Origin of the sequence: Streptomyces sp. NPDC058157 (assembly GCF_042884105.1) — a bacterium.
In the GTDB taxonomy this organism is placed as follows: domain Bacteria; phylum Actinomycetota; class Actinomycetes; order Streptomycetales; family Streptomycetaceae; genus Streptomyces.
This window is the reverse complement of record NZ_JBHVUQ010000127.1, coordinates 1-22,469: the sequence shown is the minus strand read 5'-3', so window position 1 is coordinate 22,469 and position 22,469 is coordinate 1. Positions and strand designations below refer to the sequence as shown.

General features: G+C 77.0%; 17 protein-coding genes and 2 pseudogenes. 10 read left to right on the top strand and 9 right to left on the bottom strand.

Annotated elements, in window-relative coordinates; all coding sequences use genetic code 11:
• The 4 genes and pseudogenes from ACFVXK_RS26815 to ACFVXK_RS26800 form a co-directional block, all read right to left on the bottom strand.
• Positions 1 to 214 (bottom strand): annotated as a pseudogene (locus ACFVXK_RS26815) (hypothetical protein); the annotation flags it as partial.
• Between the two features lie 93 nt (positions 215 to 307).
• Positions 308 to 1,852 carry an FAD-binding oxidoreductase gene (locus ACFVXK_RS26810; protein WP_389615871.1) on the bottom strand — a complete coding sequence of 515 codons (1,545 nt, stop codon included), beginning with the start codon at positions 1,850 to 1,852 and terminating at the stop codon, positions 308 to 310.
• 127 nt (positions 1,853 to 1,979) lie between these two features.
• Positions 1,980 to 2,591: a class I SAM-dependent methyltransferase gene (locus ACFVXK_RS26805; RefSeq protein ID WP_389615868.1), complete on the bottom strand. Its 612-nt coding sequence runs from the start codon at positions 2,589 to 2,591 to the stop codon at positions 1,980 to 1,982.
• A 45-nt stretch (positions 2,592 to 2,636) separates the two neighbouring features.
• Positions 2,637 to 4,205 (bottom strand): IucA/IucC family protein, encoded by a 1,569-nt coding sequence (locus ACFVXK_RS26800; protein WP_389615874.1) that lies wholly within the window; start codon positions 4,203 to 4,205, stop codon positions 2,637 to 2,639.
• A gap of 152 nt (positions 4,206 to 4,357) precedes the next feature.
• On the opposite strand from ACFVXK_RS26800, the gene ACFVXK_RS26795 reads away from it, so the two are divergent.
• Positions 4,358 to 5,986: an IucA/IucC family protein gene (locus ACFVXK_RS26795; RefSeq protein WP_389615865.1), complete on the top strand. Its 1,629-nt coding sequence runs from the start codon at positions 4,358 to 4,360 to the stop codon at positions 5,984 to 5,986.
• 61 nt (positions 5,987 to 6,047) lie between these two features.
• Positions 6,048 to 6,830 carry a GntR family transcriptional regulator gene (locus ACFVXK_RS26790; RefSeq protein WP_389615862.1) on the top strand — a complete coding sequence of 261 codons (783 nt, stop codon included), beginning with the start codon at positions 6,048 to 6,050 and terminating at the stop codon, positions 6,828 to 6,830.
• A 54-nt stretch (positions 6,831 to 6,884) separates the two neighbouring features.
• Here the strand turns inward: ACFVXK_RS26790 and ACFVXK_RS26785 are convergent, their stop codons facing one another.
• A complete protein-coding gene (locus ACFVXK_RS26785) occupies positions 6,885 to 9,041 on the bottom strand; it encodes an MMPL family transporter (RefSeq protein ID WP_389615859.1) in 2,157 nt (718 codons plus the stop codon).
• A 326-nt stretch (positions 9,042 to 9,367) separates the two neighbouring features.
• On the opposite strand from ACFVXK_RS26785, the gene ACFVXK_RS26780 reads away from it, so the two are divergent.
• The 4 genes from ACFVXK_RS26780 to ACFVXK_RS26765 all read left to right on the top strand — a co-directional run bounded on the left by ACFVXK_RS26780 (position 9,368) and on the right by ACFVXK_RS26765 (position 12,091).
• Positions 9,368 to 10,576, top strand: a complete 1,209-nt coding sequence (locus ACFVXK_RS26780) for a sensor histidine kinase (RefSeq protein WP_389615856.1) — start codon at positions 9,368 to 9,370, stop codon at positions 10,574 to 10,576.
• Positions 10,573 to 11,241, top strand: a complete 669-nt coding sequence (locus ACFVXK_RS26775; RefSeq protein WP_389615853.1) for a response regulator — start codon at positions 10,573 to 10,575, stop codon at positions 11,239 to 11,241. The genes ACFVXK_RS26780 and ACFVXK_RS26775 overlap by 4 nt, the downstream gene beginning before the upstream one ends.
• Positions 11,242 to 11,379: 138 nt before the next feature.
• Complete coding sequence (locus tag ACFVXK_RS26770; RefSeq protein ID WP_389615850.1) at positions 11,380 to 11,610, top strand: hypothetical protein; 231 nt, start codon at positions 11,380 to 11,382, stop codon at positions 11,608 to 11,610.
• A 142-nt stretch (positions 11,611 to 11,752) separates the two neighbouring features.
• On the top strand, positions 11,753 to 12,091 hold the full coding sequence (locus tag ACFVXK_RS26765) for a hypothetical protein (protein WP_389615847.1): 339 nt from the start codon (positions 11,753 to 11,755) through the stop codon (positions 12,089 to 12,091).
• Between the two features lie 9 nt (positions 12,092 to 12,100).
• On the opposite strand, the gene ACFVXK_RS26760 is transcribed toward ACFVXK_RS26765, so the two are convergent.
• Positions 12,101 to 12,838, bottom strand: a complete 738-nt coding sequence (locus ACFVXK_RS26760) for a hypothetical protein (RefSeq protein WP_389615844.1) — start codon at positions 12,836 to 12,838, stop codon at positions 12,101 to 12,103.
• A gap of 64 nt (positions 12,839 to 12,902) precedes the next feature.
• Entirely contained in the window at positions 12,903 to 14,210 is a 1,308-nt protein-coding gene (locus tag ACFVXK_RS26755; protein WP_389615841.1) for an MFS transporter, read from the bottom strand.
• A gap of 113 nt (positions 14,211 to 14,323) precedes the next feature.
• Between ACFVXK_RS26755 and ACFVXK_RS26750 the strand changes: the two genes are divergently transcribed.
• Both ACFVXK_RS26750 and ACFVXK_RS26745 read left to right on the top strand, forming a co-directional pair.
• Entirely contained in the window at positions 14,324 to 15,424 is a 1,101-nt protein-coding gene (locus ACFVXK_RS26750; protein WP_389615837.1) for an AI-2E family transporter, read from the top strand.
• Between the two features lie 42 nt (positions 15,425 to 15,466).
• A complete protein-coding gene (locus tag ACFVXK_RS26745) occupies positions 15,467 to 15,712 on the top strand; it encodes a DUF6158 family protein (protein ID WP_358893304.1) in 246 nt (81 codons plus the stop codon).
• A gap of 162 nt (positions 15,713 to 15,874) precedes the next feature.
• Here the strand turns inward: ACFVXK_RS26745 and ACFVXK_RS26740 are convergent, their stop codons facing one another.
• A complete protein-coding gene (locus ACFVXK_RS26740; protein ID WP_389615832.1) occupies positions 15,875 to 17,209 on the bottom strand; it encodes a tetratricopeptide repeat protein in 1,335 nt (444 codons plus the stop codon).
• Between the two features lie 162 nt (positions 17,210 to 17,371).
• On the opposite strand from ACFVXK_RS26740, the gene ACFVXK_RS26735 reads away from it, so the two are divergent.
• Positions 17,372 to 18,727, top strand: coding sequence for a M64 family metallopeptidase (locus ACFVXK_RS26735; RefSeq protein WP_389615829.1), 1,356 nt, complete (start codon positions 17,372 to 17,374; stop codon positions 18,725 to 18,727).
• A 7-nt stretch (positions 18,728 to 18,734) separates the two neighbouring features.
• Here the strand turns inward: ACFVXK_RS26735 and ACFVXK_RS26730 are convergent, their stop codons facing one another.
• A complete protein-coding gene (locus ACFVXK_RS26730) occupies positions 18,735 to 20,876 on the bottom strand; it encodes a carboxylesterase family protein (protein ID WP_389615826.1) in 2,142 nt (713 codons plus the stop codon).
• 1,233 nt (positions 20,877 to 22,109) lie between these two features.
• Between ACFVXK_RS26730 and ACFVXK_RS26725 the strand changes: the two are divergent.
• Positions 22,110 to 22,469 (top strand): annotated as a pseudogene (locus ACFVXK_RS26725) (hypothetical protein); the annotation flags it as partial.

The following is a 22,469-nucleotide window of genomic DNA, read 5'->3' as shown; positions in this document are numbered from 1 at the left end:
GTGCCGACGTGCCGGGTGCCGACGTGCCGGGTGCCGGCGGGCCGGGGACGGGGACCGCGGCGGCCATCCGCTCGGGGGTCCAGAACGCGGCGGCCTCCCGCGCGGTCCAGCGGCCGGCCGAGGCCTCGGCGGTCCCGGTCTCCAGCCCGGGCAGCGGGCCGCCCGGCAGCAGCAGGGCGGCGGTCGCCGCCGCCAGGGTGAACGTACGCAGCATGTCTCGTTCCTCTTCGTGACGGCCCGGCGGGCCTGGAGGTCTGACGGTCTGACGGGTGGGGAGGGTCATGGGGCCGGAAGGGGGGACCGGCTCTCAGACGGCCTGGGGGAAGCGCAGCAGCCGGTCCGGGTCGTAGGCGCGCCGGACCCCCTCCAGGCGGGGGAGGTTGGGCCCGTAGTAGGCCTCGCGCCAGCCGGTCAGCTTCGGGTCGGCGTAGTTCTGGTAGGCCCGGCCGCCCGCCCACGGCCGCAGGGCCCGCCACAGCCCGTCGAGCCACTCCTGGTGCCGGGCCGTCTCGGCGGCGGTCGCGGACGGCGGCCAGTACGCGAGGTACTGGGCCAGGAAGGCGCTGTCACGGTGGACGAAGGCCGTCGCACCGGCCGGCACCCGGTTCACCGCCCCGCCGCACACCCCGTCGAACTGGACCACGCCCCGCCCGCCCGGGGGCACGGCCCGCGCGTACCGTCCGACGGCGTCCAGGACCGCGCCGACCGCCGCGTCCGGCAGCCCGGGCCCGTCCCAGAAGTCCGAGCGCGCCGCGTACGAGTCCCGGCCCAGGAGGCCCCGCGGGTCCCGGCCGGGCAGCCGCCCCGGCAGCCGGCACCGCTCGGGCCCGCCCTCGGGGCAGCCCGCCATGGCCCGTGCCGTGTCCCCGTAACTGCGCACGGTGGTCCAGGAGTCCCGTGGCTCCCGCCCCACCAGCCCCACCAGCCGGTCCAGTTCCCGTTCCAGCTCCGCCCGCCCGTCGAGGCACACCGCCCGCACGGCCAGGGCGGCGGCGGACCCGGCCTCCACCGTGAACTCGGCCTGGCTCCAGAAGGGGTCCGGCAGCGCGCCGAGCCAGCGCTGCCAGCCGCGCACCACGGCCGCCGCGTCCGCGTCCGGCCAGTGCAGTTCGGCGAAGGCGGCGTCCCCGACGGGATGGGTGCGCAGCCGGAACTCGGTGACCACCCCGAAGTTGCCGCCCCCGCCGCCGCGCAGCGCCCAGAACAGCTCCGGGTCCCGGTCGGCCCCGGCCTCGCGGACCACTCCGTCCGGGGTCACCACGCGTGCGCCGGTGAGCCGGTCGGAGGTGGTGCCGTGGGCCCGGGAGGCGAGGCCCAGGCCGCCGCCGAGGGCGAGCCCGGCGATGCCGACGGAGGGGCACAGCCCGGCGGGGACGCCGAGGCCCCGTCCCGCGAGGGCCGCGTGCACGTCGGCCAGCCGGGCGCCCGCGCCGACGCGCACCTCGTCCCCCTCGACCGCCACCCCCGCCATGGCCCCGACGTCCACCACCAGCCCGGCCTCCACCGTGGACCAGCCCGCGTAGCCGTGCCCGCCGCCGCGCGGCACCACCGGGGCGCCCGAGCGGCGCGCGAAGTCCAGGCACACGGCCACGTCGCCGGCGTGCGCCGGATAGGCGACGGCCCCGGGGGCCACGGAGTCGAAGCGGGGCTGGAACAGCTGCCGGGCCTCGGCGTAGTCCCCGTCCCCCGGAAGGACCACCCGGCCGTCCACCGCCCGGGCCAGCGCCCCGAAGTCCGGCCCGGCCGCGGCGCCCGTCCGCGGGGCCCGGGACCGGCCGGGGGAGGCCGCTCCGGCGGCGCCGAGCACGGCGGCGGCCGCCCCCGTGAGCGCCCGGCGACGTGTAATCTTCATACTTCCTTCCTGCCACCGCCCGCCCCGATCGGGGCGAAGGCGGGCCCGCCGGAGCCGAGTTGTCCCCCGAACGGAGGACAGTGTTCGACCCCCGTCTCCCGGCTCACGCCCCGTCAGGCCCGCCCCGTCAGGGCCGCGGTGGCTTGCGGGCCAGGGCGAAGCCCTGCGGCCCCCGCTCCCGTTCGTCCGGCTCCCGGACCACGCGGGCCACCTCCGCCAGCCCGGCCTCCGCCAGCAGCCGGACGACCAGCGAGGGGGCCGTCCCGTGCGCATCGCCCTCCCCGGCGGCCTCGAAGGCGATCAGGACGTAGCCGCCGGGGGCCAGCACCCGGGCGAACTCGGCGAAGAGGGCGGGCAGTTCCTCCGCCGGTCCATGAGCGGTCCCGTACCAGGAGAGCACCCCGCCGAGCGCCCCGTCCGCCACGTCCAGCGCGGCCATCGGCCCGACCTCGAACCGCAGACCCGGATACGTCCGCCGGGCCACCGCCACCCTCGCCGGCGAGAGGTCGACGCCGAAGGCCCGCACCCCGCGCCGCTCCAGGTACGCCGTCACGTGCCCGGGCCCGCAGCCCACGTCGGCGACGGCCCCGCCCGCACCGCGCGCGTACGCGGCGAAGGCGTCCAGCACCGCCCGGTCCAGCGGCCGCACCGGGGGCTCGTCCCGGGGCGGCCCGGCATGGTCGGCGGCGACGCGGGCGGAGGGCACCGGCAGGGCACCGGGGCGCGAGGTGGCTGTCATGCTCCTGCACATTAGGCGGTGTCGAGCCGGCCGGTGTCCGGGGCGTCAGTCCCCGGCCAACGGGCTCGGCAGGTCCGTCCACTGGTCGCCCGGTACCCCCGGGCTGAGCCGCATCAGGGTCAGGGCCTTCGCCGGGAGCGGGCCCCGCAGCGCCTGCGCGTCGGCGGTCGCGGGGAGGGCGTCCAGGCCCGCCGCCAGGGCAGCCCCGAACGCCTGCCGCGAGCCCGCCGTCGCGGCCAGGGCCCCGGCCGCGAGCGAGCCGAACATCTTGCGCCGCAGCACCGTCTCGTCGTCCGTCACCAGCCGGCCCGACAGCGGGGGCACCGGCAGGCCGTGCCGGGCCAGCCGGGCCGGGCTGATCCGGATGTCGGCCAGGTCGCGGTAGACCAGCCGCAGCGGGGTGCCGTCGGCGGCCAGGACCACCAGGAGGTTCTGGCCGTGGGCCTCCAGCGCCACCCCGAGCTCCAGCACCCGCAGGCACACCGACAGGGCCAGCCGCGCGAACCGGGCCTGCCAGTCCGCCGACCGGGCGAGCCGGGTGCCCGCCAGCGCCGCCACCGGGACCACCCGTTCCCCGGCCCGCGCATGGGCCTCGGGGGCCTCGCGGACCACCGCCGCCAGGTCCGGGCTGTAGGCGGTGGCCGCACCCAGGGTGCGCGTGACGTGCAGCCGGCCGTCCAGCCGCTCGGCCAGCGCGTGCGCGAACGACGAGACCACGGCGGCCGTCTCCACGGAGTAGGCGGAGATGTCCCGCACCGAGGAGGTCAGCCGGGTGCTCAGGGCCGTCTTCACATGGGCGCCGCCCGCCGCCGGGGCGAGGGTGCGCAGGGCCATCAGCGGGTGCGCCGCCGGACCAGGCAGCACCTCCTCGCCCTTGAGTACGTGCTCGGCCTGCCAGGGGTGCACCGGGACCAGGATCCGGTCCCCGTCGCGCAGCTCCCGCGGCCAGTCCCCGGAGACCAGGCACTCCCGCTCCCGCACCCGGACCAGCCCGAGCTCCACCAGCGGCCGGTGCTCCGGCGCGTACGCCAGCTGCTCGGCCACCGAGAACCCGGGCCGGGAGCGGCAGTTGGGGTGGTAGGGGTGCCCGTCGACCACCCGCTGCTCCCACTCCCAGGTGGTGCCCGGCTCCGTCCGCTCCCCGGAGGGCTGCCCGGCCCGGGACAGGGCGAGGGAGGCGGTGCTGTCGTCCAGTTCGGCCGCGAAGGAGGCGAAGGCGGCCCCCAGCGGGCCGGCCGCCCCGTGCGGCACCCGCAGCGCCGCGACCAGCCGGGCCGCCTGCCGGTACGCCCGCCCGTCCAGCCGCACCTCGGTGACGTGGCCGTCCGTCGCGTACGGGTCCGGAAGCGGCCCCTCCAGCAGCCCGCCCCCGGCCAGCCGCAGCCGCAGGGAGTCCGGCCCCCGCTCCCGGCCCACCACCCAGGGCAGCGGTTCGAAGGCCAGCGCCCGCCAGAGCCGGGTCAGCACGGCCGAGCGCGCGCCGTCCAGCGCGGCCTCGTACGCGGGCCCGAGTGCGGGCCGTACGCCGGCCAGCCCGGCGGCGACGGCCTCCTCGGCGGCGCCCGCCGGGGCGGGGCCGGGGTCGGGCGGGGGAACGTGCGTGCTGCGGTCCAGGGTCCTGTTCCTTTCGGATCGCTTCGACTGAGGGGTCTACCCGGTGATCAGGTCATCATCCCGGATACTGAAGATCACGGCCGGTGGTCCCGAACGCGGACCCCGGCGCACCGGGCTCCGAAGCTCCGGAGCACCCCGTCCCGAAGCCACGAATGGATCCAGTGGACCTCAACGCCGCCGCCGACGCCTACGCCGCCGCCCCGCTCTTGAACTGCCTGCTGCGGGAGGTGACCGATGCCGAGGACGGGCGGGTCCACCGGCTGCGCGGCAGTGGCCGGCTCCTGCGGGTCTCCGGCGGCCGCCGCCCCGCGGACCCCGAGCTGTACACCGCGGCCGGCTGGCACCCGCTCAGCCACGCCGAACTCGTCGAGCTCACCGCCGACGAACTGCTGCGCCACACCGGCGTCCCCAACGACGAGCTGCCGGTGGAGATGGCCGACAGCCGGGACACCGTCGCCGCGCTGCTGGCCGCGCGGGCCGCCGCCGAGGCGCCCGAGGACCCCTACGTCCGCTCCGAGCAGGCCCTGCTCATGGGCCACCCGCACCACCCCGCCCCCAAGACCCGGGGCGGCGGCCCCGCCGCCGGGTGGCTGCCGTACGCCCCCGAGGCACACGCGCGCTTCCCGCTCGTGATGCTGGCGCTGCGCGAGGACCAGGTGGCCGAGGAGGGCGGGGCGGCCGCCGCGGATGCGGTGGACGCGCTGGCCGGGATCCTGGACGGCCCCCGCCCGCCGGCCGGCTACCGGGCGCTGCCCGCGCACCCCTGGCAGCTCGACCTCGTCGCGGGCCGCCGGGAGGTGCGCGAGGCCCTCGCCGACGGCCGCCTGCTGCGGCTCGGGCCGACCCGGCTGCCGGTGTGGCCCACCGCCTCGATCCGGACCGTCCACGCACCCGGCCCGGACGCCGACCTGTTCGCGAAGTTCAGCCTCGACGTCCGCATCACCAACGACGTGCGCCGGCTGTGGCGCCACGACCTGCTCAAGCTGCGCCGTACCGACGCCGCCGTGGAGGAGGGCTTCGCCGACCTGCGTCGCCGTACCGGCGCGAGCGCGGTCTGGCTGAGCGACCGGGGCTACCGGACCGCCGCGTTCGCCTTCGAGGAGCTCGCCGTCCTGGTCCGCGACGGGCTGCGCGGGCGGGTGGCGCCGGGGGCGACCGCGCTGCTGTGCGCGGCGCTCGCCGAGGGCTTCCCCGGCAGCCCGCTGGAGGGCGCGGCCGATCCGGAGGGCTGGTGGCGGGCGTACCTGCGCCAGGTCGTCCCCCCGGTGCTGGACCTGTTCGCGCGGCACGGGATCGTGCTGGAGGCCCACCTGCAGAACTGCCTGGTCGCCGTCGACGGCCGGGGGACGCCCGTGCAGGCCCTCTTCCGGGACGCGGAGGGGGTCAAGCTCCCGCAGGACCTGCCGCGCGAGGCGGCCTGGGAGCGGCTCGTGTACTGCCTGGTCGTCAACCACCTGGCGGAGGTGGCCGGAGCCCTGGCCGAACACCGCCCGGAGCTGGCCGGCCGGGTGTGGCCGGCGGTCCGCGAGGAGTTCCTGCGCTACGACGCCGAGCACGGCCTGCCGGAGATCGCCCGGCTCCTCGACGCCCCCGCGCTTCCGGCCAAGACCAACCTGCTGCTGCGCTGGACCCGGGCGGACGGCGCCGACGCGCGCTACCTGGAACTGCCCAACCCGCTGCGCGGACAGCGGACGGGGGGCGGCGGACCTGGGGCGGGGCGGGCGGTGCCGGATCCGGCCAAGGTGCGGCGGGAGGCCCGGACCCCGTGGAGAAAGGTATAGACCAATGCTAGGTTGGGCGGGCAGACCGCGCAGTCCTTGACCACCCGTCAGAGGAGAAGCCATGCCCTCCCCTTCGCGGGGCGGCGGCCCGGCCGCCATGCCCAAGTACCAGCGGATCGCCGCAGCACTGCGGGACGAACTCGACCACGCCGCCCGGACCACCGGAGGCAGACTGCCCTCCGAACGCACCCTCGCGGCCCGCTACGAGGTCAACCGGCAGACCGTCCGGGCCGCCCTCCAGGAGCTGCGGGCCGACGGCCTGGTGGTCACCGGCCGGCGGGGCACCCGGGCCGCCCCGCTGCCGGTGGTCCCGCGCCCGGACCGGCCCGCCGGCCGGGCGGGCGCGCAGTCGCCCCCGTACGCCGCCCCGCCCGCCCGGCGCCCGGCCCGGGCCAGGCTCGGCCTGGTCACCGTGCCCCCCTCGCTCGCGGCGCTGCTCGGCATGGGCGGCGGGGAACGCACCCTGGTCCACCACCACCGGGTGTACGGCGCCGACGGCCGCACCCTCCAGCACACCGTGACCTACCTCTGCCCGGACACGGTGGCCCGCACCCCGGAACTCGCCGCCTACCTGGAACGGCCGTCCGCCGCGGGGGAGGAGGACCTGAGGCCGCTGCACCGCTGGCTGGAGCGGGCCACCGCCCGGGGGCGCACCGCCGAGACCATCACCATGACCCGGACCAGCCACCCCGCCGCCGCGTCCCCCGCCTGCGGGCTCTCGGTACGCCGCACCGTGCACGACGCCTCCGGCCGGCTGCTCGCCGTCACCGACCTGGCCTTCCCCGCCTGGGACCGGGTCACCTTCCACCGCGAACCCGAGGCGATCGCCTTCCGCGTCAGCTGACGGCGCGCCCGGCGCCCGGCGCCCGGCACGTGGTCCGGGCGGGGCGGCCGCGGCTCAGCCGACCGGCACCCGCCCGGGCTCCGGCCGCACCGGCTCCCCGCCCGCCGCCTCGGCACGCGGCCGCACCGGCCACCACAGGGAGCGGCCCAACAGGGCCGCCAGGGCCGGGACCAGCACCACCGACAGGACGAAGGCCGACAGCAGGATGCCCACCGCCGTGGCGAAACCGGTCTGCTGGAGGCCCGGTTGCGGGCTCACCGCCAGGCTGCCGAACGAGGCGGCCAGCACCAGGCCGGCCGTCGCGATCGCCGGGGCCGTGTGCCGCACCGCACGGCCCACCGCCGCCCGCGCCGGGCCGGGACGCTCCAACTCCTCCCGGATCCGGTCGGCGATCAGGATGTTGTAGTCGGTGCCGAGCGCCACCACGAACAGGAACAGCACCAGCGGCAGGGTGAAGTCCACCCCGGGCCGCCCCAGCGCGTGCTGGAACACCAGCGTCGCCGCGCCCAGCGTGGCCGTGAACCCGAGCCCCACCGCCACCATCAGCACCACCGGCGCCAGCAGGCTGCGCAGCAGCACCAGCAGGATCAGCGCGATCAGCACCGCCGCCACCGGGAAGATCACCTCCAGGTCCTCGCCGACCGCCACGGCGATGTCGGCGAACACCGCCGCCGTACCCCCGACGTGCGCCTCGGTCCCGGCCGGCACGTGTGCCCGTACGGTCTCCCGCACCGGGCCGGACACCAGGTCGCGGGCCCGCTGCCCGCCCGGCTCGGCCGTCAGCAGCAGGTCGACGCGGGCGGCGCCGCGGTCCGCGCTGATCACCGCCGGGGTCACCTGGCCGACCCCGGGCACCCGCGCCAGCGCCCCCGCCAGCCCGGCCACCCGCTCGGGGGTCATCGGGCGCCCGTCCCCGGCCTTCACGAACACCGTCGCCGGATCCGAGACCCCCGCCGGCATCGAGCGGGCGATCTCCTCCGCCGTCCGCACGGCCGCCGTCCGCTCACCGCCCGCGCCGCCCTGCCCGTAGTCCATCCGCACCCCGGACACACCCGCCGTCAGCGCCCCGAGCACCAGCACCGCGCCCACCGCGAGGGCCACCGGACGCCGGGCGACCAGCTCACCGAGCCGGCCCGCCGCACCCGCGCGCGGCGCCCGCCGCAGCGACTTGGAGGGCCAGAACATCCGTCGGCCCGTCACGGCCAGCAGCGCCGGCATCAGCGTCAGGCTGCCGAGCAGCATCACCAGCACCGCCACCGCGATCGCCGGCCCCAGCACCCGGAACTGGCCGAAGGAGGCGATCCCCAGCGTGGCGAACGCCGCGACGATCGTCAGCGCCGCCGAGGTGACCGCCGTCCCCACCCGGCCCGCCACCTCGGCCGCCGCCTCCCGGCCCGACTGCCCGGGATGGGCGCGCAGCTGCTCGCGGAAGCGGAACAGCAGGAAGAGGAAGTAGTCGATCCCGATGCCGATCAGCACCACGTTGATCAGCCCGGGCGTGGACGGGGCCAGGTCGACCCCCGTCAGCAGCGCCGCGCCGACCACCGCGCCCGCAGCCGCCCCGCCGACGATCGTCACCGTCACCAGCGGCAGCAGGGCCGCCGCCAGACTGCGGAACACCAGGACGTGGAGCAGCACGATCAGCCCGGTCATCGCGAGGCCGACGACCATGGAGCGGGTCTCCTCCGCGTCGACCGTGTCCACGGTCGTGGCCAGCCCGCCCGTGAAGCCCGTCCGCAGCCCCGCCTCCTGGAAGGCGGCGCGCGCCTGCTCCCGGAAGGCCCGGTAGGTGCCCTGCATCCCGGGATCCTGCGGATTGCCCGTCAGCTCCACCGGTACCAGCCGGAAGGCCCGGTCCGGCGCCGTTGCCCCCGCCCCGATCCGGGGCACCTGGGAGTGGTCCTGCAGCAGCGGCGGATCGTCCTTCGACCGCGGCATGACCACCCGCTGCCGGCCCAGCCGCCCGGCCACCTCCCCGATCCGCCGCTCGTCGGCGGCCGTCAGCGCCGCCCCGTCCGTACGGGCCACCAGCACGGTCAGCGGATCGGCGTCCGGCCGCACCCCGAAGTCCTCCTCGGCGATCCGCAGCGCGGCCGCCGAGTCGTAGCTCTCCGGCAGGAAACCGGCGTCACCGGACCGGGTGGCCCGGTGCACGAACGCCTGGCCCAGGATGGCCAGCGCGATCCCCACCACCGCCCAGACGGCGATCACCTTCCACGCGTGTCTCGTCGAACATCCCGTCAGGGCGCGGATCACTGTTCTCCTCCGGTCTCTGCGAAGCCCACCGCCGGCCCGGTCGCCGACGGGTCTCCAGACCATCAGCCGCCCGGACACCGCGCGTCGGGGCGCGGGAGGATCCGCCCCCCGGGACCCCGGTCCGGGCCGCGCCGCGGACCGGGACTGAGGTCCTGGTCCGTTCCCCGACCCAGGGACGCTGTCCCGACCAGGGCGTTTTGCCAGAATGGAGCTCCGCGGGGCGACCGCGCGCCGCCCCGGACCGGCCGGGCGGGAGCGGTCCGCGGAGGAGGCGGGGACCGATGGGCACGCGCGCCGAGCGCCTGGAGTGGACGCGGGGCGACGGACTGGTGGCGGTGGGGGCGGCGGCCACCGACCTCACCGGTCTGTCCCTCAGCGCCGTGGTGGACGGGACCCCCTTCACGGCCACCGCCGCGCTCGGACTGGTCCTCGCCGCCCTGACCCTGCTGGTGCGGCGCCGCCACCCCGTCCCGGTGCTCGGTGCCGTGCTCGCCCTGGGGCTGGTGGTGAACCTCGCCACCCCAGCGCCCCCGCACTTCGGCCTGACCCTGACCGTCGCCCTCTTCACCGTGGCCCGCCGCTGCCGGCCCGCCGCGGTCGCCGCCGCCGGCCTGGCCACCGTCCCGCTGGCCGCCGTCGGCCTGGGCGGCCGCCTGGTCCCCTCGGGCATGAACGTCCTCACCAACGCCCTCGCCGCCGCCCTGGTCGTCGGCGCCGCCGTCGCCGTCAACCGCTGGCAGCAGCAGACCGAGGCCAACCGGCTGCTGCTCGCCGAACGCGCGGTGGCCGAGGAACGCCGCAGGATCGCCCGCGAGCTCCACGACATCGTCGCCCACCACATCACCACCATGCAGCTGATGGCCGGCGGAGCCCGCGTCAGCCTGGAGCACGACCCCGGAGCGGCCCGCGAGGCCCTCGTGACCCTGGAGGCCTCCGGGCGGATGGCCCTCGGCGAGATGCGCCGGCTCCTCGACGTCCTGCGGGCCGGGGAGGAGGCGGAATCCGCCCCGACCGCCCCGCAGCCGGGCACCGACGACCTCCAGCGGATCGTCACGGAGTCCCGGCTGGCCGGGATGGACACGCAGTTCACCGTCCTCGGAACGGCCCGCCCGCTGCCGCCCACCGTCGGGCTGACCGTCTTCCGCGTCGTCCAGGAGGCCCTGACCAACGCCCGCAAACACGCCGGGAACGCGAACGCCCGGGTCCGGCTGACCTACCGGCCGCAGGAGGTGTCGGTCGAGGTGTGCGACGACGGCCCCGGCGAGGGGCCGCCGCGCCGCACGCCCGCCCGGCCGCGGTCCGGCCGCGCCGGGTACGGTCTGATCGGCATGCGCGAACGCGTCGCCCTGCACGGCGGCACCCTGGAGGCCGCACCCCGCGAGGGCGGCGGCTTCCGCGTCGCGGCCCGCCTCCCGGTCCCGGCCGCCGCCGCGGTCCCGGCCGCTGCCGCAGTCCCGGGCGCCGCCGAAGGAGAGGACCACCGCCGATGATCCGCGTACTGATAGCCGACGACCAGCCACTGGTGCGCCGCGGCCTGAGCCTGATCCTGGGGCCCCACCCGGACGTCGAGGTGGTCGGCGAGGCCGGCGACGGCGCCGAGGCGGTCGCGCTCGCCCTGGAACTGCGCCCCGACGTCGTCGTCATGGACATCCGCATGCCCGTCCTCGACGGGGTCCGCGCCACCGAGGAACTGGCCCGGGTCCGCCCCGGGTCCCGGGTCCTGGCCCTGAGCACCTTCGACATGGACGAGTACGTGGTCGCCGCCCTGCGCGCCGGAGCCTACGGCTTCCTGCCCAAGGACGTCTCCCCGGAGGAGCTGATCGCCGCCGTCCGCACCGTCCACACCGGCGAGGCCGCCGTCGCCCCGAGGCTGCTGACCCGGCTCATCTCCACCTACGTACGCACCCCCGTGCGCGAACCCCGGCCCGCCCCGGCCGCCCCCGCCGGACTCACCCCGCGCGAACTGGAGATCTGGCGGCTGCTCGCCACCGGCTCCGACAACGCCGAGATCGCCGCGGAACTGGACATCAGCGTCTCCACCGTCAAGAACCACCTCACCGGTGTCTTCGGCAAACTCGGCGTCCGCGACCGCGCGCAGGCGGTCATCGCCGCCTACGAATCGGGCCTGGTGGAGGCCGAACGGAGGAACACTTGATCACCAACTGCCCCCACACGGCCGGATTTCCCCCGGCGGGGAGGCTCTGACCTGCCCGAACACGGGCCGATTCACCCGTGCGGAGGAGGCGTCACCCATGGCACAGTGCCTGGAGCGCAACCTCCGGAGGGAGCCCCCATGCCTGACCCGCGCCCCGCGCCGCCGCTGCTGACGGCCGCGCCCGAGTGCCGGACCGAGCCGGGCCCGCTGCCCGACTGCCCCCGCTGCGCCGCCCCGCCGGAGCGGATCTCCTGGCGCCAGCGCCCGGGCGAGCCGGTGGTCCTGGTCTTCGACCCCTGCGGGCACCGCCACACCTCCCCGGCCCCGCCCCTCCTCGCCGTCACCGCACCGGACCCGCTGCGGCGTTGAGCCCGCCGGCCGACGGCCCGCCCGGCGTCACCCCGGGCGCCCCTGACCTCGTATCCTGCACCGGAGCGCTCACCGGGAGCCGCTCCGACGAGACGAGCCGTGCCGAGCCGTGCGCCGGCCCGGCGGGAACGGGAGAACCCTGATGGACGTGCAGCACTTCGAGCGGATCACCGCGTTCATCGAGGCGCGGCTCACCCCGCTGTTCGACGCGGAGACCGGAAGTGAGCGCGGCTTCGCCATGGACGACACCTCCCGGGCCCTGCGCGCGCTGCGCAACAGCGTGCTGGAGGCCTCCGCCGTCAAGGGGCTCATCGCCACGCGGGAGACGGCCGAGCCGCTGGTCCGCAAGGTCATCGACCAGTCGGTGGAGCACCACTGGGACGTCCTGCGCGGCATCGCCCGCCAGTGGGAGGACCACGCCGACTTCCGCAAGGAGTTCAAGCGCCACGCCTGGGAACTCGACGCGGCCCCCGCCGCCTGAGCACCCCCCTCAGCGGCTGGGCGCGCCGCCGATCAGGTAGCCGATCCGGCGCTCGAGCCCGCTCCAGCGCCGGTCGTGCCGGTAGGCGCGCCGCAGGGTCCGGGCCCGGGTCCGCGGGCGGCGGCCGTAGAACCGGCGCGCCCACGGTGAGGCCGGCCGGGCCAGGCGCACCGCCGCGATCAGGGCGATCAGCGGCACCACCATCCCGAACACCGCGAGCCGCGGCTTGCCCTTGAACAGGGCCACCACGGCCAGCAGCAGGTTGAACAGCACGGTGAGCGCGAGGAACAGGCGGTTCTCCAGCTGGTCCTCGCTCAGGCCGTCCACGCCCAGCGGCAGGAACCCGCACAGCAGCAGCCCCGCCAGGGCCGAGGTCATCACCACCACCTCGACGCTGAGCGTGCCCTCCTCGCTCCAGTAGACGTCGCTCAGGTGCAGGATCAGCGCGAACTCGTCCAGCACCAGGCCCGTCCCCATGCCGAACAGCACGGCCGCCACCCACGACCCCCACCCCGTGCGGCCCCCCGCGATCGCGGTGAAACCGCCGACGGTCATCAGGATCACCCCGGGCACGCAGTGGTGGACGTGGAGACCACCCGGGGTGACGTTGCGGAAGGGCCCCTTCCCGGCCCGGATCATCCGGGTGACCACCCGGGTCGCCACGAAGGTCACGACGAACGCCGTCAGGGCCAGCAGCAGGGGCAGCTTCCCCGGCTCCAGGATGTTGCGGTACCACCAGTCGCCCATGCCGTCACCCTCCCGGTGACGGCCGCCCCGCGCACCACGGGGACCGCCGTTCGGGCGCCCGTTCCTACACCGGAGCACCCGCCGGGTCGGCCTCCTCGGCGGCCGCCTCCCGCGCCGCCCGGCGGCGCAGCGCGTCCTCGTCGGTGTCCGCGTCGTACGAGATCAGCTTCGGCAGCAGCGCGGCCAGCAGCGCCACCGAGGCCACACAGGCCAGGCCGCCGCTCCAGAACGCCGGCCGGGTCCCCGTCCAGCCCGCCATCGTGCCCGCCCGCACCTGGCCCAGCTGCGGCCCGACGCTGTACGAGAGCACCTCGATCCCCGCGAGCCGCCCGCGCAGCTCCTCCGGGATGGTCTGGTTCCAGATGGTGGAGCGGCCCAGCGCGCTCAGCATGTCGCCGGCGCCCGCCGCCGCCAGGCACACCAGCACCAGCCAGACGTTCGAGAACCAGCCCGCCGCGGCGATGGCCAGGCCCCACGCGGCCGCCCCGGACACCACCAGCAGCCCGTGCCGCCGTACCCGCGACACCCAGCCGCTGGTCAGCCCCAGCACCAGCGAGCCGACCGCGCCCGCCGCGTACATCAGGCCCAGGGACCACTCGGCGTCGAGCTCGTCCGCGAGGAACGGGAAGATCGTGTTCGGGAACGCGAAGAACATCGCCGCCAGGTCCACGGCGTACGTCCCCAGCAGCACCGGCCGGCTCCACGCGTACCGCGCCCCCTCGGCGATCGAGCGCAGCGAGGGCCGCTCCGCACCGCCCGCCGGCGGCGCCGGGCGCAGCCGCGCGCACAGCACCACCGAGACGGCGAAGCCCACGACCGTCACCGCGTAAGCCGACGCGTATCCGGCGTACGCGACGACCACTCCGGCCAGCGCCGGTCCGGCGATCGCCCCGGACTGGTAGCGCAGCGCGTTCAGCGCGGCGGCGGCCGTCAGCTGGTCGTGCGGCACGATCCGGGCCATCAGCGAGTCAAGGGCCGGCCGCTGCAGCCCGCTCAGCGCCGACACCCCGGCCGCCACCACGTACAGCGGCCACAGCATCGGGTCCGGCAGCAGCGCGTTCACCAGCAGCACCAGCGCCAGCACCCCGAGCCCGGCCTCGGTCAGCAGGATCAGCCGCCGCCGGTCCACCGCGTCCGCGAGCGCGCCCCCGTACAGCCCGCACACCACCAGCGGCACCAGCTCCACCGCGCCCATCGCACCGACCGCCAGCGGCGAGTCCGTCAGGTGCTTGATCTGCAGCGGCAGGGCGATCATCGCCATGAACGAACCGAAGAAGGTGACCGTGCCCTGGAAGAAGAGGAGCCGGAAGTCACGGCTGGAACGCCAGGGGGACAGGTCGGGCAGTACGGAAGACAGGCGGGAGCTACTCACAACGGGCCATCGTGCGGGTCCACCGCGCCGTCCGGCAACGCATTTTCCCCCCGGACGGGTCAAAACGGCGTCCGGCCCGTGGCACGCCCCGTCCCCGGTGGCACCCATGGGTCATGCCCCCGGTCTCCCCCTTCCTGCGTACGGCAGCGTCCTACGCGTGGCGCCTGCTGGTCGTCGGGGCTGCCGTCTACGGGGTCTTCGTGGTCCTCGGCCGCTTCCACGAGATCGGCGTCGCCCTGTTCCTCGGCCTGGTGATCACCGCGCTGCTCTCGCCGCTGTCGCGGCGGCTGGCGCTGCTGGTCCCGCGCTCCCTGGCGGTGGCCGTCAGCCTCATCGGCAGCACGGTCGTCCTGCTCGGCGTGCTCGCCCTGGTCGGGGAGGCGGTGGCGGGGGAGAGCGAGACCCTGGTCCGGGAGTTCCGCGAGGGCCTCGTCAGCATCCAGAAGTGGCTGGAGCGGCCGCCGTTCCGGCTGAAGTCGGCAGCCCTCACCGACATCCAGTCCCGCATCGCCGACTACCTCTCCTCCCACCGCTCGACCCTGCTCAGCACGGCCGTCAGCGGCGCCGGGCACGTGGTGCAGGTGCTGACCGTCCTGGCGCTCGCGGTGTTCTCCTCCGTCCTCTTCCTGCACGGCGGCGACCGGCAGTGGGCCTGGTTCTGCGCCCAGCTGCCGGAGGGGGCGCGCGAGCGGGTGGGCGTCGCCGGGCGCGCGGCCTGGCGCACCTTCACCGGCTACACGCACGGGATCGTGCTCGTCGCGGGCACCAACGCGGCCCTCGTCGGGCTCGCCCTCTACCTCCTCGGGGTCCCGCTGGCCCTCCCGCTGGCCCTGCTGGAGTTCTTCGCCGCCTTCGTCCCCCTGATCGGCTCCCCGGTCGCGCTCGCGGTCGCCGCGGTGGTCGCGCTGGCCGCGAAGGGGCCCGTCATCGCCGGGGTGGTGGTCGCCCTCATCGTGGTGATCGGCCAGATCGAGGGCCATCTGCTGCATCCGCTGGTGATGAGCTGGGCGGTGGCGCTGCATCCGCTGGTCGTGGCCGTCTCCGTGATCGCGGGGGCCATCGCGGCCGGGGTGGTCGGCGCCGTGGTCGCCGTGCCGGTGGTCTCGGTGACCTGGTCGGTCCGCACCGCGCTGCGCGCCCACGCCGCGGCGGCGGCCGCCGCCCTGCCGCCGCCCGAGCCGCCGCCCGTGGTGGGGTCCGGGCCGGACGGCTGAACCGGCGCGGGCCGTCTACCGTAGGACGTGGAGGTGGTTGCCATGGCAGAGCGCTCCGGCGGAGCGGCGCCGCGGAATCTCGGGGACGACCGGTTGCTGAAGGAACTGGAGACCATCCACCGCACCCGGCACGAGACCCTGCTCCACGGTTCGGACGACGCGCTGGCCACGCACACGCAGCGGCTGAAGGAGCTGGAGGACGAGTACCTCCGCCGGCACCCGCAGCGCGCCCCCGCCTCGGCCCGCACCCGCGAGGGCGCCCGGGCCCGCGCCTCGGGCGAACCGTAACCGCTCCCGCTCGGGCCGGCGTCCCTGCGGGGCTGCTCCCCGCCCCGCCCTTCGCCCGTTCCCTGAGGCTCCGCCCCAGACCCCGCGAGCGTACGGGGTCCGGGGCTTGCCCCGGGGAACGGTGGAAGGGCGGGTAGGGGACCAGCCCCGCGCAGCGGAACCTCAGCGGAAGGCGGGCGTCGCCGGGGCCGGGCCCAGGGTGGTGGTGCCCGGGGCCGCCCGGTGGCCGAGCCCCGTACGGTAGGCGTCCAGCGCCGCCTCCGTGCGGCCCGCCCTCCGCAGCAGATCCCCGAGCAGCCGGCACAGGTCCGCCAGGTCCCCGCCCGCCCCGCTCCGCTCCAGCAGCGCCAGCGCCCGTACGTAGTGCTCCTCGGCCGCCTCCGGCTCCCCCCGCTCCTCCGCGATCAGCCCCAGCAGCCGGTGGGCCCCGCCCGCGTGCACCGCGCCCGGGTCCGAGCCCTCCGCCAGCAGCCCCGACACCAGCTCCGCCGCCTCCTCGTGACGGCCCAGCCGCCGCAGCACGTCCGCCAGTTCCACTTCCACCTGCGCCGTGTACAGCGCGGCCCGGCGGGCCGTGAGCATCTCCCGGGCGATCCGCAGCTCCCGCTCGGCCGCCGCCAGCTCCCCGTGCTGCGCCTGGACGTAGCCGCGCATCCAGTGGCAGTGCGCCAGATCGGTGCGCAGCCGCAGCTGCCGGTAGACGGCCTGGGCCTTCGCCAGTGACGCGTCGGCGTCCGCCACCCGCCCCTCGGCGAGGAAGGTGCGGGCCACCTGCCGGTGCATCCCCGCCACCAGCGCGGGGTCGGCGACCTGCGGGGCCAGGGCCAGCGCCAGTTCCGCCGCGTGCGCCGCGCGGGCGTGGGCGCCCATGTCGATGTACGGGCCGATCACCGCCGAGTACAGCAGCACCAGCGCCTCCGGATCGGCGAGCCCGCCCGCGTTGAGTCCGTCGATGGCCGACTCCAGCAGGTAGCAGGCGTACCGCAGTTCCCCGGCCAGCAGGTGCGCGACGGCCCGGCCGCGGATCGGCCGGGCCCGGCGGGGGAGCGGTTCGCCGGACAGGAGCTGCTCCGCCACCTCGAAGTGCCGGGCGGCCTCGGCCAGTTCCCCCGCCTCCAGCGCGCAGTCGCCGAGTCCGAGCAGGGCCTCCGCCCGCTCGTCGGCGAGCCCGAGCCGCTCCGCCTCGGCGAGCAGCCGCCGGAAGTGGTCCGCGGCCTCGCGGGCCGAACCCGTGGCGAGCGTCCGCTGGGCGTCGGTCAGGGCCAGCCGCAGTTCCGTGCCCAGGGAGGCCGGGCGCCCGGTGGCCAGTTCCTCGTACGAGGTGCCGAGCCGCCCGGCGAGGAACCGCAGTGCGGTCTCCGACGGCCGCACCTTCCCCGCCTCCAGGGTGGACACGTACGCCGGGGTGTACGCGGGTTCGGCCAACTGCCGCTGTGTCAGACCGCGTTCGCCGCGCAGCCGCTGCACCCGGCGTCCGATCTCGGCCGGTTCGTCCATGAACTCCCCCTGTTGTCCACGAGGTTTCCTCAACTCCCCAGTATCCGGCGGGAGTCACCCATTGCGCACGCCCTCGGGCGCCCCCTAGTTTAAGCAGCCGGTTCAGCAGATTTAACCGTTCACTTAACCCCCCTCGACTTCCTGCCCCGGCGGAGGAAACCCATGAAGAGAACCGTCCGGCCGGCCCTGCGCGCGGCGCTCGCGGCCGTCTGCGCGAGCGCCGCCCTCCTGGCCGCCCCGGCCCTGCCCGCCGCCGCGGCTCCGCCGCCCGGCCCGAGCGCCCGCCCCGGCGTCGAGGTCGAGATACCCGGGCCGGAACACGGCGCCGAAGCCGGATCCGGCCACACCCGGGTCCCGGCCGCCGGCCGCGCGAAGGCCGCGCCCCGCCTCTCCGAGTCCGCACGGGCCGCCGACGGGCAGGTCACCAAGACGGTCGACAACGGGCCCACCTCCGACCGGCTCGACGTGGTCTTCGTCGGCGACGGCTACACCGCCGCCGAGCTGGACCGCTTCCACGCCGACGTCCGCGCCAAATGGGCCGAGGTCACGGCCGTGGAGCCCTACACGACCTACCGCGACCTGTTCAACGTGTGGACCGTGGACGCCGTCTCGGCCCAGTCCGGGGTCTCCGGCGACCCCGGCCCGGACACCGTCCGCGACACGGCGCTCGGCTCGTACTTCTGGTGCGGGTCCATCGAGCGGCTGCTGTGCGTGGACCAGCCCAAGGTCGACGCGTACGTGGCGAAGGCGCCCGCCGCGGACCTGGTCATCGTCCTCGCCAACAGCGCCAAGTACGGCGGCGCCGGCTACAACGAGCCCAGCCCCACCCTCGGTTACGAGGGCATCTCCACGGCCTCCGCCGGCCACCCCAAGTCCGGCCAGGTCGCCATCCACGAGACCGGCCACTCCCTCGGCAAGCTCGCCGACGAGTACTTCTACCCCGGCGTCCCCGACTACGAGAAGTACACCGGCCCCGAGCCCGCCGACCCCAACACCTCCACCCTGGACGCCGGCGCGATGGCCGCGCAGCGCGCCAAGTGGTACCGCTGGCTCGGCGAGACCTCACCCGACGGGGGTACCGTCGGCGCCTACGAGGGCGGCGGCTACTACGTGACCGGCCTCTACCGGCCCACCGACAACTCGATCATGCGGGTGCTGGGCAAGCCCTTCAACCTGCCCGGCGTGGAGGCGATGATCGCGGGCTTCCAGCGGCACGCCCGCCTCGTCACCCCGCTCACCCCCACCGACCGGACCCTGCGGCTGCGGAACACCGCGAAGGCCGCCGTCCCCCACCTGGCCTCCGCCGACGGGCGCCAGCCGACGGTCCGCTGGTACCTCGACGGCCGCGAGCTGAAGCGGTTCGCGGGCCGGACGGAGGTACGGGTCGCCGAACTGTGGCTGCTGGACCTGCGCACCCACAAGCTGTCGGTGACCGCCGAGGACCGCACCCCCGCCGTCCGCGACCCGGAGATCGCCCGGAGCCTCTCCTCCACGGCGACCTGGGACGTCCGGCTGTAGCACGCGTTCAGCCGCCGGCGCCGGCTTCCGGCGCCGGCAGGCCGTCCCACAGGGCGCAGTGGTGCGCGGCCGCCGCGTCCACCGCCCGGATCCCCCCGGGGCCCGGCGCCAGCCGCAGCACCGACGGGGTCCGCCCGTCGAACCGGGGCCAGGCCGGCGCCCCCGGCGCCTGCGGCGAGCCGGTGCGGGCGAAGCGGGTCCAGTAGCCGGTCAGCCGTTGCGCCAGCGCCGCCTGAGGTCCCGTCAGGGGCGCCATCCGGAACAGGTAGGGCAGCTCGAAGCCGTGCGCCGCCCCGAAGGGGAAGCCGGCGCGCTCCGGCAGGCCGGTGAAGTTCGGCGCCCCGGTGTCGCTGAACAGGTAGCCGTACACCGGGACGTACCGGGCCAGGGCGCGGCTGTCGCGCAGCGTCGGGCAGGTGAACGAGGCGTCGGACAGGGCGGTGGCCCAGGCGATCGCGGCCGAGGGGAACGCGGCCTGCGGATACGCCGCCGCGACCGCCGCGGCCGAGGCCCCGAAGGAGGTGCGCAGCCGCTCGCCGTACTCCCGCCCCCCGTCCACCGGGTAGGCGGCCAGGGTCGGCGAGACGAACAGCCGCATCTCGTCCAGGGTGCTGCCCTGGATCACCGGCACCCGGTGGAAGCGGCCGGTCTCCAGGGCCCGCCGGGGCTCCAGGGGCAGCAGGGCGTTCCCGTACGCGACTCCGGAGAACCGTTCCATCAGGGCGGCCGTCACCAGCCGGTGCGCGTCCAGGCCGCGCAGGCAGTCGAGGACCTTCCCCGCCGGACGTCCGCCGCAGCCGAGCCCGTCCGCCGCCGCGACGCCGGCCCCGACCACCCGTTCCTCCGGCACGAAGGGCTCGTAGGTGCCGACCGTCGGCAGCAGGGCGTACGGCGGCATCGTGGTCGAGCAGGAACCGCTCTGCACGATCGCCCGCTGGAACAGGCCCGCCGAGGCGGGGGAGACCAGGTGGGCGCAGACGCCGAGCCCGCCCGCCGACTCCCCGAACACCGTCACCCGGCCCGGATCGCCCCCGAACGCGGCCGCGTTCGCCCGGACCCAGCGCAGCGCCGCCTGCTGGTCGGCGAGCCCGAAGTCCGGGGCACCGCCCAGTTCGGGGTGGCCGAAGAAACCCAGGATCCCCAGCCGGTAGTTGACCGTCACCACGACCGCGCCGTCACCCCGCACGGCCAGCGGCTCCGGCGGGTAGAGGTCCGCCGCGCCCAGGCGGAAGCCGCCGCCGTGGAACCACACCATCACCGGGCGGGCCGGGCCGCGGCCCGCCCGGGCGGTGACGTTCAGGTACAGGCAGTCCTCCGAGCCGCTCGCCCCGCCGGGCCCGATCGCCGGGAGCTGCGGGCAGCGGGCCCCGGGCGCGCCCGCGTCGAGCACGCCCGTACGGCGCGGCGCGCGCTGCGGAGGCCGCCAGCGCAGGGGGCCCGTGGGCGGGGCGGCGTACGGGATCCCCTCGAAGGTCGCGTACGCCCCGTGCCCCCGCCCGCGCACCGGCCCCTCGGCGGTCCGCACGACGGGCCGCCCGCCGCCCCCGTCCGGCCGGTCGGGGGACGACGACCCGGACCCGGCGGCACTGAGCAGGGCCACCCCGGCCAGCACCGCCCCGACCAGCCGACGCGGGACCCGCCCCCGGGGTACGCGAACACGGCGCCCCCGCGCCAGGCCGGAACCGGCCCCTCGGGTGCACGCCGGCCGCGGCCCGTCACCGGGGGGCCGGCCGGGAACCACGGGGTCGGCACGAATGCCGGGGTCGGCGGGGGCGTCGGGGTCACCGGGGTCGGTCGGGGCGGCGGAGGTGGCACGCGTGCCGGGGTCGGCGGGGTGGTTTGGGTCGGCGGAGGTGGCGCGCATGCCGGGGTCGGCGGGGTGGCTTGGGTCGTTCGGGTCGGCGGAGGCGGCGCGCATGCCGGGGTCACCGGGGGCGGCAGGGTCCCCGGGGTCGGTCGGGTCGGCGGAGGCGGCTCGCATGCCGGGGTCGGCCGGGGTGGTGTCGCCGGGAGCGGCGTGCATGCCGGGGTTGGTGCGGGCGCCGGGGGCGGCCGGGTCGGCGGGGCCGTCCGGGGCGGTGGGTTCCCGGCGGGCGACGCGGTCGTTACGGCCGTCGCGGCCGGTGGGGTCGGTGCGGGGATCCTGCACGGCTGGCGTCCCTCCCGGAGGTCGGCCCTCCTGAACGAGTGCCCCTCCCGGGGCGGACCCGCTCGCGCATCCGGCACACGGGGCGGGGACGGCGGCCCCCTCCCTCGCGGGGCGGTGCGCCGGACACCGCCCGGGCGGCGGCGGAGGCGTGGCGACGGGCCCCGGGGGCGGGGCCAGGACCCCGCCACTGTGCCCCGCCCACCGCCGCGCGGGCCGCCTTGGGCCCGGCGTGTCCGGCCAGGCGCCCGGACACGCCGGGGGAGCCCCCCGTTTGCCCGCCCCGAATGGCGCAGTGCGGGCCGGTGCCGCTGAATGTCACCAAGCGTGCGCGTCCCATGACGCACGATGACCGGCGTGCGATGCGTAGACCCGCGCGTCGGCGAGACGGAGCTTTCCATGAATGACCCCAGCACCCTCGCGGCGGCGAACCACGGCGACCGCGACGGCCTTCCCACCGCCACCCCTGAACCGACCGCCGACCCCCACCCCGAGCCCCCCGCCTCCCCAGCCCCCCTCGAACCCCCCGCCCCCGCACTCCACGCCTCCCCGGCCGTACACCCGGCCCCCGCCCCGGAGCCCCCCGACACCCCCCGGCCCCCCACGGCCGCCGGGCCCGCAGCTCGGCCGGACCTCCACCCCCTCCCCGAACCCACCGGCCCCGGCGCGGGGTTCCACACCGACCCCCGGCCCGCAGCGGTGTCCCCGGTGCCGGGGACCGGGTTCCAGGACGGCCCGCGGCCCTTCGCGGCGCCCCCGGAATCCGGCGCGGGGTTCGACCCCGACCCCCGGCCCGCAGCGGTGTCCCCGGTGCCGGGGACCGGGTTCCAGGCCGCCCCCCGGCCCCTCGGGGTGTCCCCGGAACCCGGCGCCGGGCTCCACACCGACCCCCGCCCCCTCGCGGCGACCCCCCTGACCGGCGCGGGGTTTAGCGCCGAGCCGGAGTCCCGTGCGGAAGGCGCGGCGGGGCGGCCGGAACCCGGGGCCGCGTCGCAGGGCGGGCTCCGGACGTTCCCCGGAGCCCCCGGCGGCCGGTCCGGAACCGGCGGGCTCCCCGCGGAGCTCCAGCCCCTCGCGGAGAGCGGCCACGAGCCCGGGGCCGCTCTCCGAGAGGTCCCCGCGGCCGGCCCCGCCCCCGCCGGTCCCGCCCCCCAACCCGCCCCGCACCCCGAGCCGCTGCGCACCCTGCTGGAGACGGCCGCGACCTGCCGGCCCGTCGAGGAGGTCACCGCGCTGGTGGGGCTCCTCAAGGACTCCGGCCGGCTCGCGAACCCCGGGCACGACGCCCTCCGCGCGGCCGCCGTCGCCCGGCCGGTCGAGGAGGTCCGCCGGATGGTCGCCCTGCTGGGCGAGCACCCCGACGAGGAGGCCGAGGCGGACATCACCCTGCGCGCGGCCGCCGTCGGCCGGCCCATCGAGGACGTGGCCCTGCTGGCCACCATCCTCGATCCGGACGGCCCCGGCGCCGCCCCCGCGCATCCCCCCGGCGCAGCTCCCGAGTCCGGCCCGGACGACGCCCCGACGGCCCGCCTGGCGGCCCGGGCGGCAGCCACGGCGGCCCGGGCGGCCGACCCGGCCGCCCACCCGGACCGGCCC

Coding starts and splice junctions, on each gene's coding strand:
- ACFVXK_RS26735 (WP_389615829.1), top strand. CDS start 17,372: ATGAAGAGAACCGTCCGGCCGGCCCTGCGCGCGGCGCTCGCGGCCGTC.
- ACFVXK_RS26810 (WP_389615871.1), bottom strand. CDS start 1,852: ATGAAGATTACACGTCGCCGGGCGCTCACGGGGGCGGCCGCCGCCGTG.
- ACFVXK_RS26745 (WP_358893304.1), top strand. CDS start 15,467: ATGGCAGAGCGCTCCGGCGGAGCGGCGCCGCGGAATCTCGGGGACGAC.
- ACFVXK_RS26780 (WP_389615856.1), top strand. CDS start 9,368: ATGGGCACGCGCGCCGAGCGCCTGGAGTGGACGCGGGGCGACGGACTG.
- ACFVXK_RS26775 (WP_389615853.1), top strand. CDS start 10,573: ATGATCCGCGTACTGATAGCCGACGACCAGCCACTGGTGCGCCGCGGC.
- ACFVXK_RS26795 (WP_389615865.1), top strand. CDS start 4,358: ATGGATCCAGTGGACCTCAACGCCGCCGCCGACGCCTACGCCGCCGCC.
- ACFVXK_RS26805 (WP_389615868.1), bottom strand. CDS start 2,591: ATGACAGCCACCTCGCGCCCCGGTGCCCTGCCGGTGCCCTCCGCCCGC.
- ACFVXK_RS26760 (WP_389615844.1), bottom strand. CDS start 12,838: ATGGGCGACTGGTGGTACCGCAACATCCTGGAGCCGGGGAAGCTGCCC.
- ACFVXK_RS26790 (WP_389615862.1), top strand. CDS start 6,048: ATGCCCTCCCCTTCGCGGGGCGGCGGCCCGGCCGCCATGCCCAAGTAC.
- ACFVXK_RS26770 (WP_389615850.1), top strand. CDS start 11,380: ATGCCTGACCCGCGCCCCGCGCCGCCGCTGCTGACGGCCGCGCCCGAG.
- ACFVXK_RS26765 (WP_389615847.1), top strand. CDS start 11,753: ATGGACGTGCAGCACTTCGAGCGGATCACCGCGTTCATCGAGGCGCGG.
- ACFVXK_RS26750 (WP_389615837.1), top strand. CDS start 14,324: ATGCCCCCGGTCTCCCCCTTCCTGCGTACGGCAGCGTCCTACGCGTGG.
- ACFVXK_RS26740 (WP_389615832.1), bottom strand. CDS start 17,209: ATGGACGAACCGGCCGAGATCGGACGCCGGGTGCAGCGGCTGCGCGGC.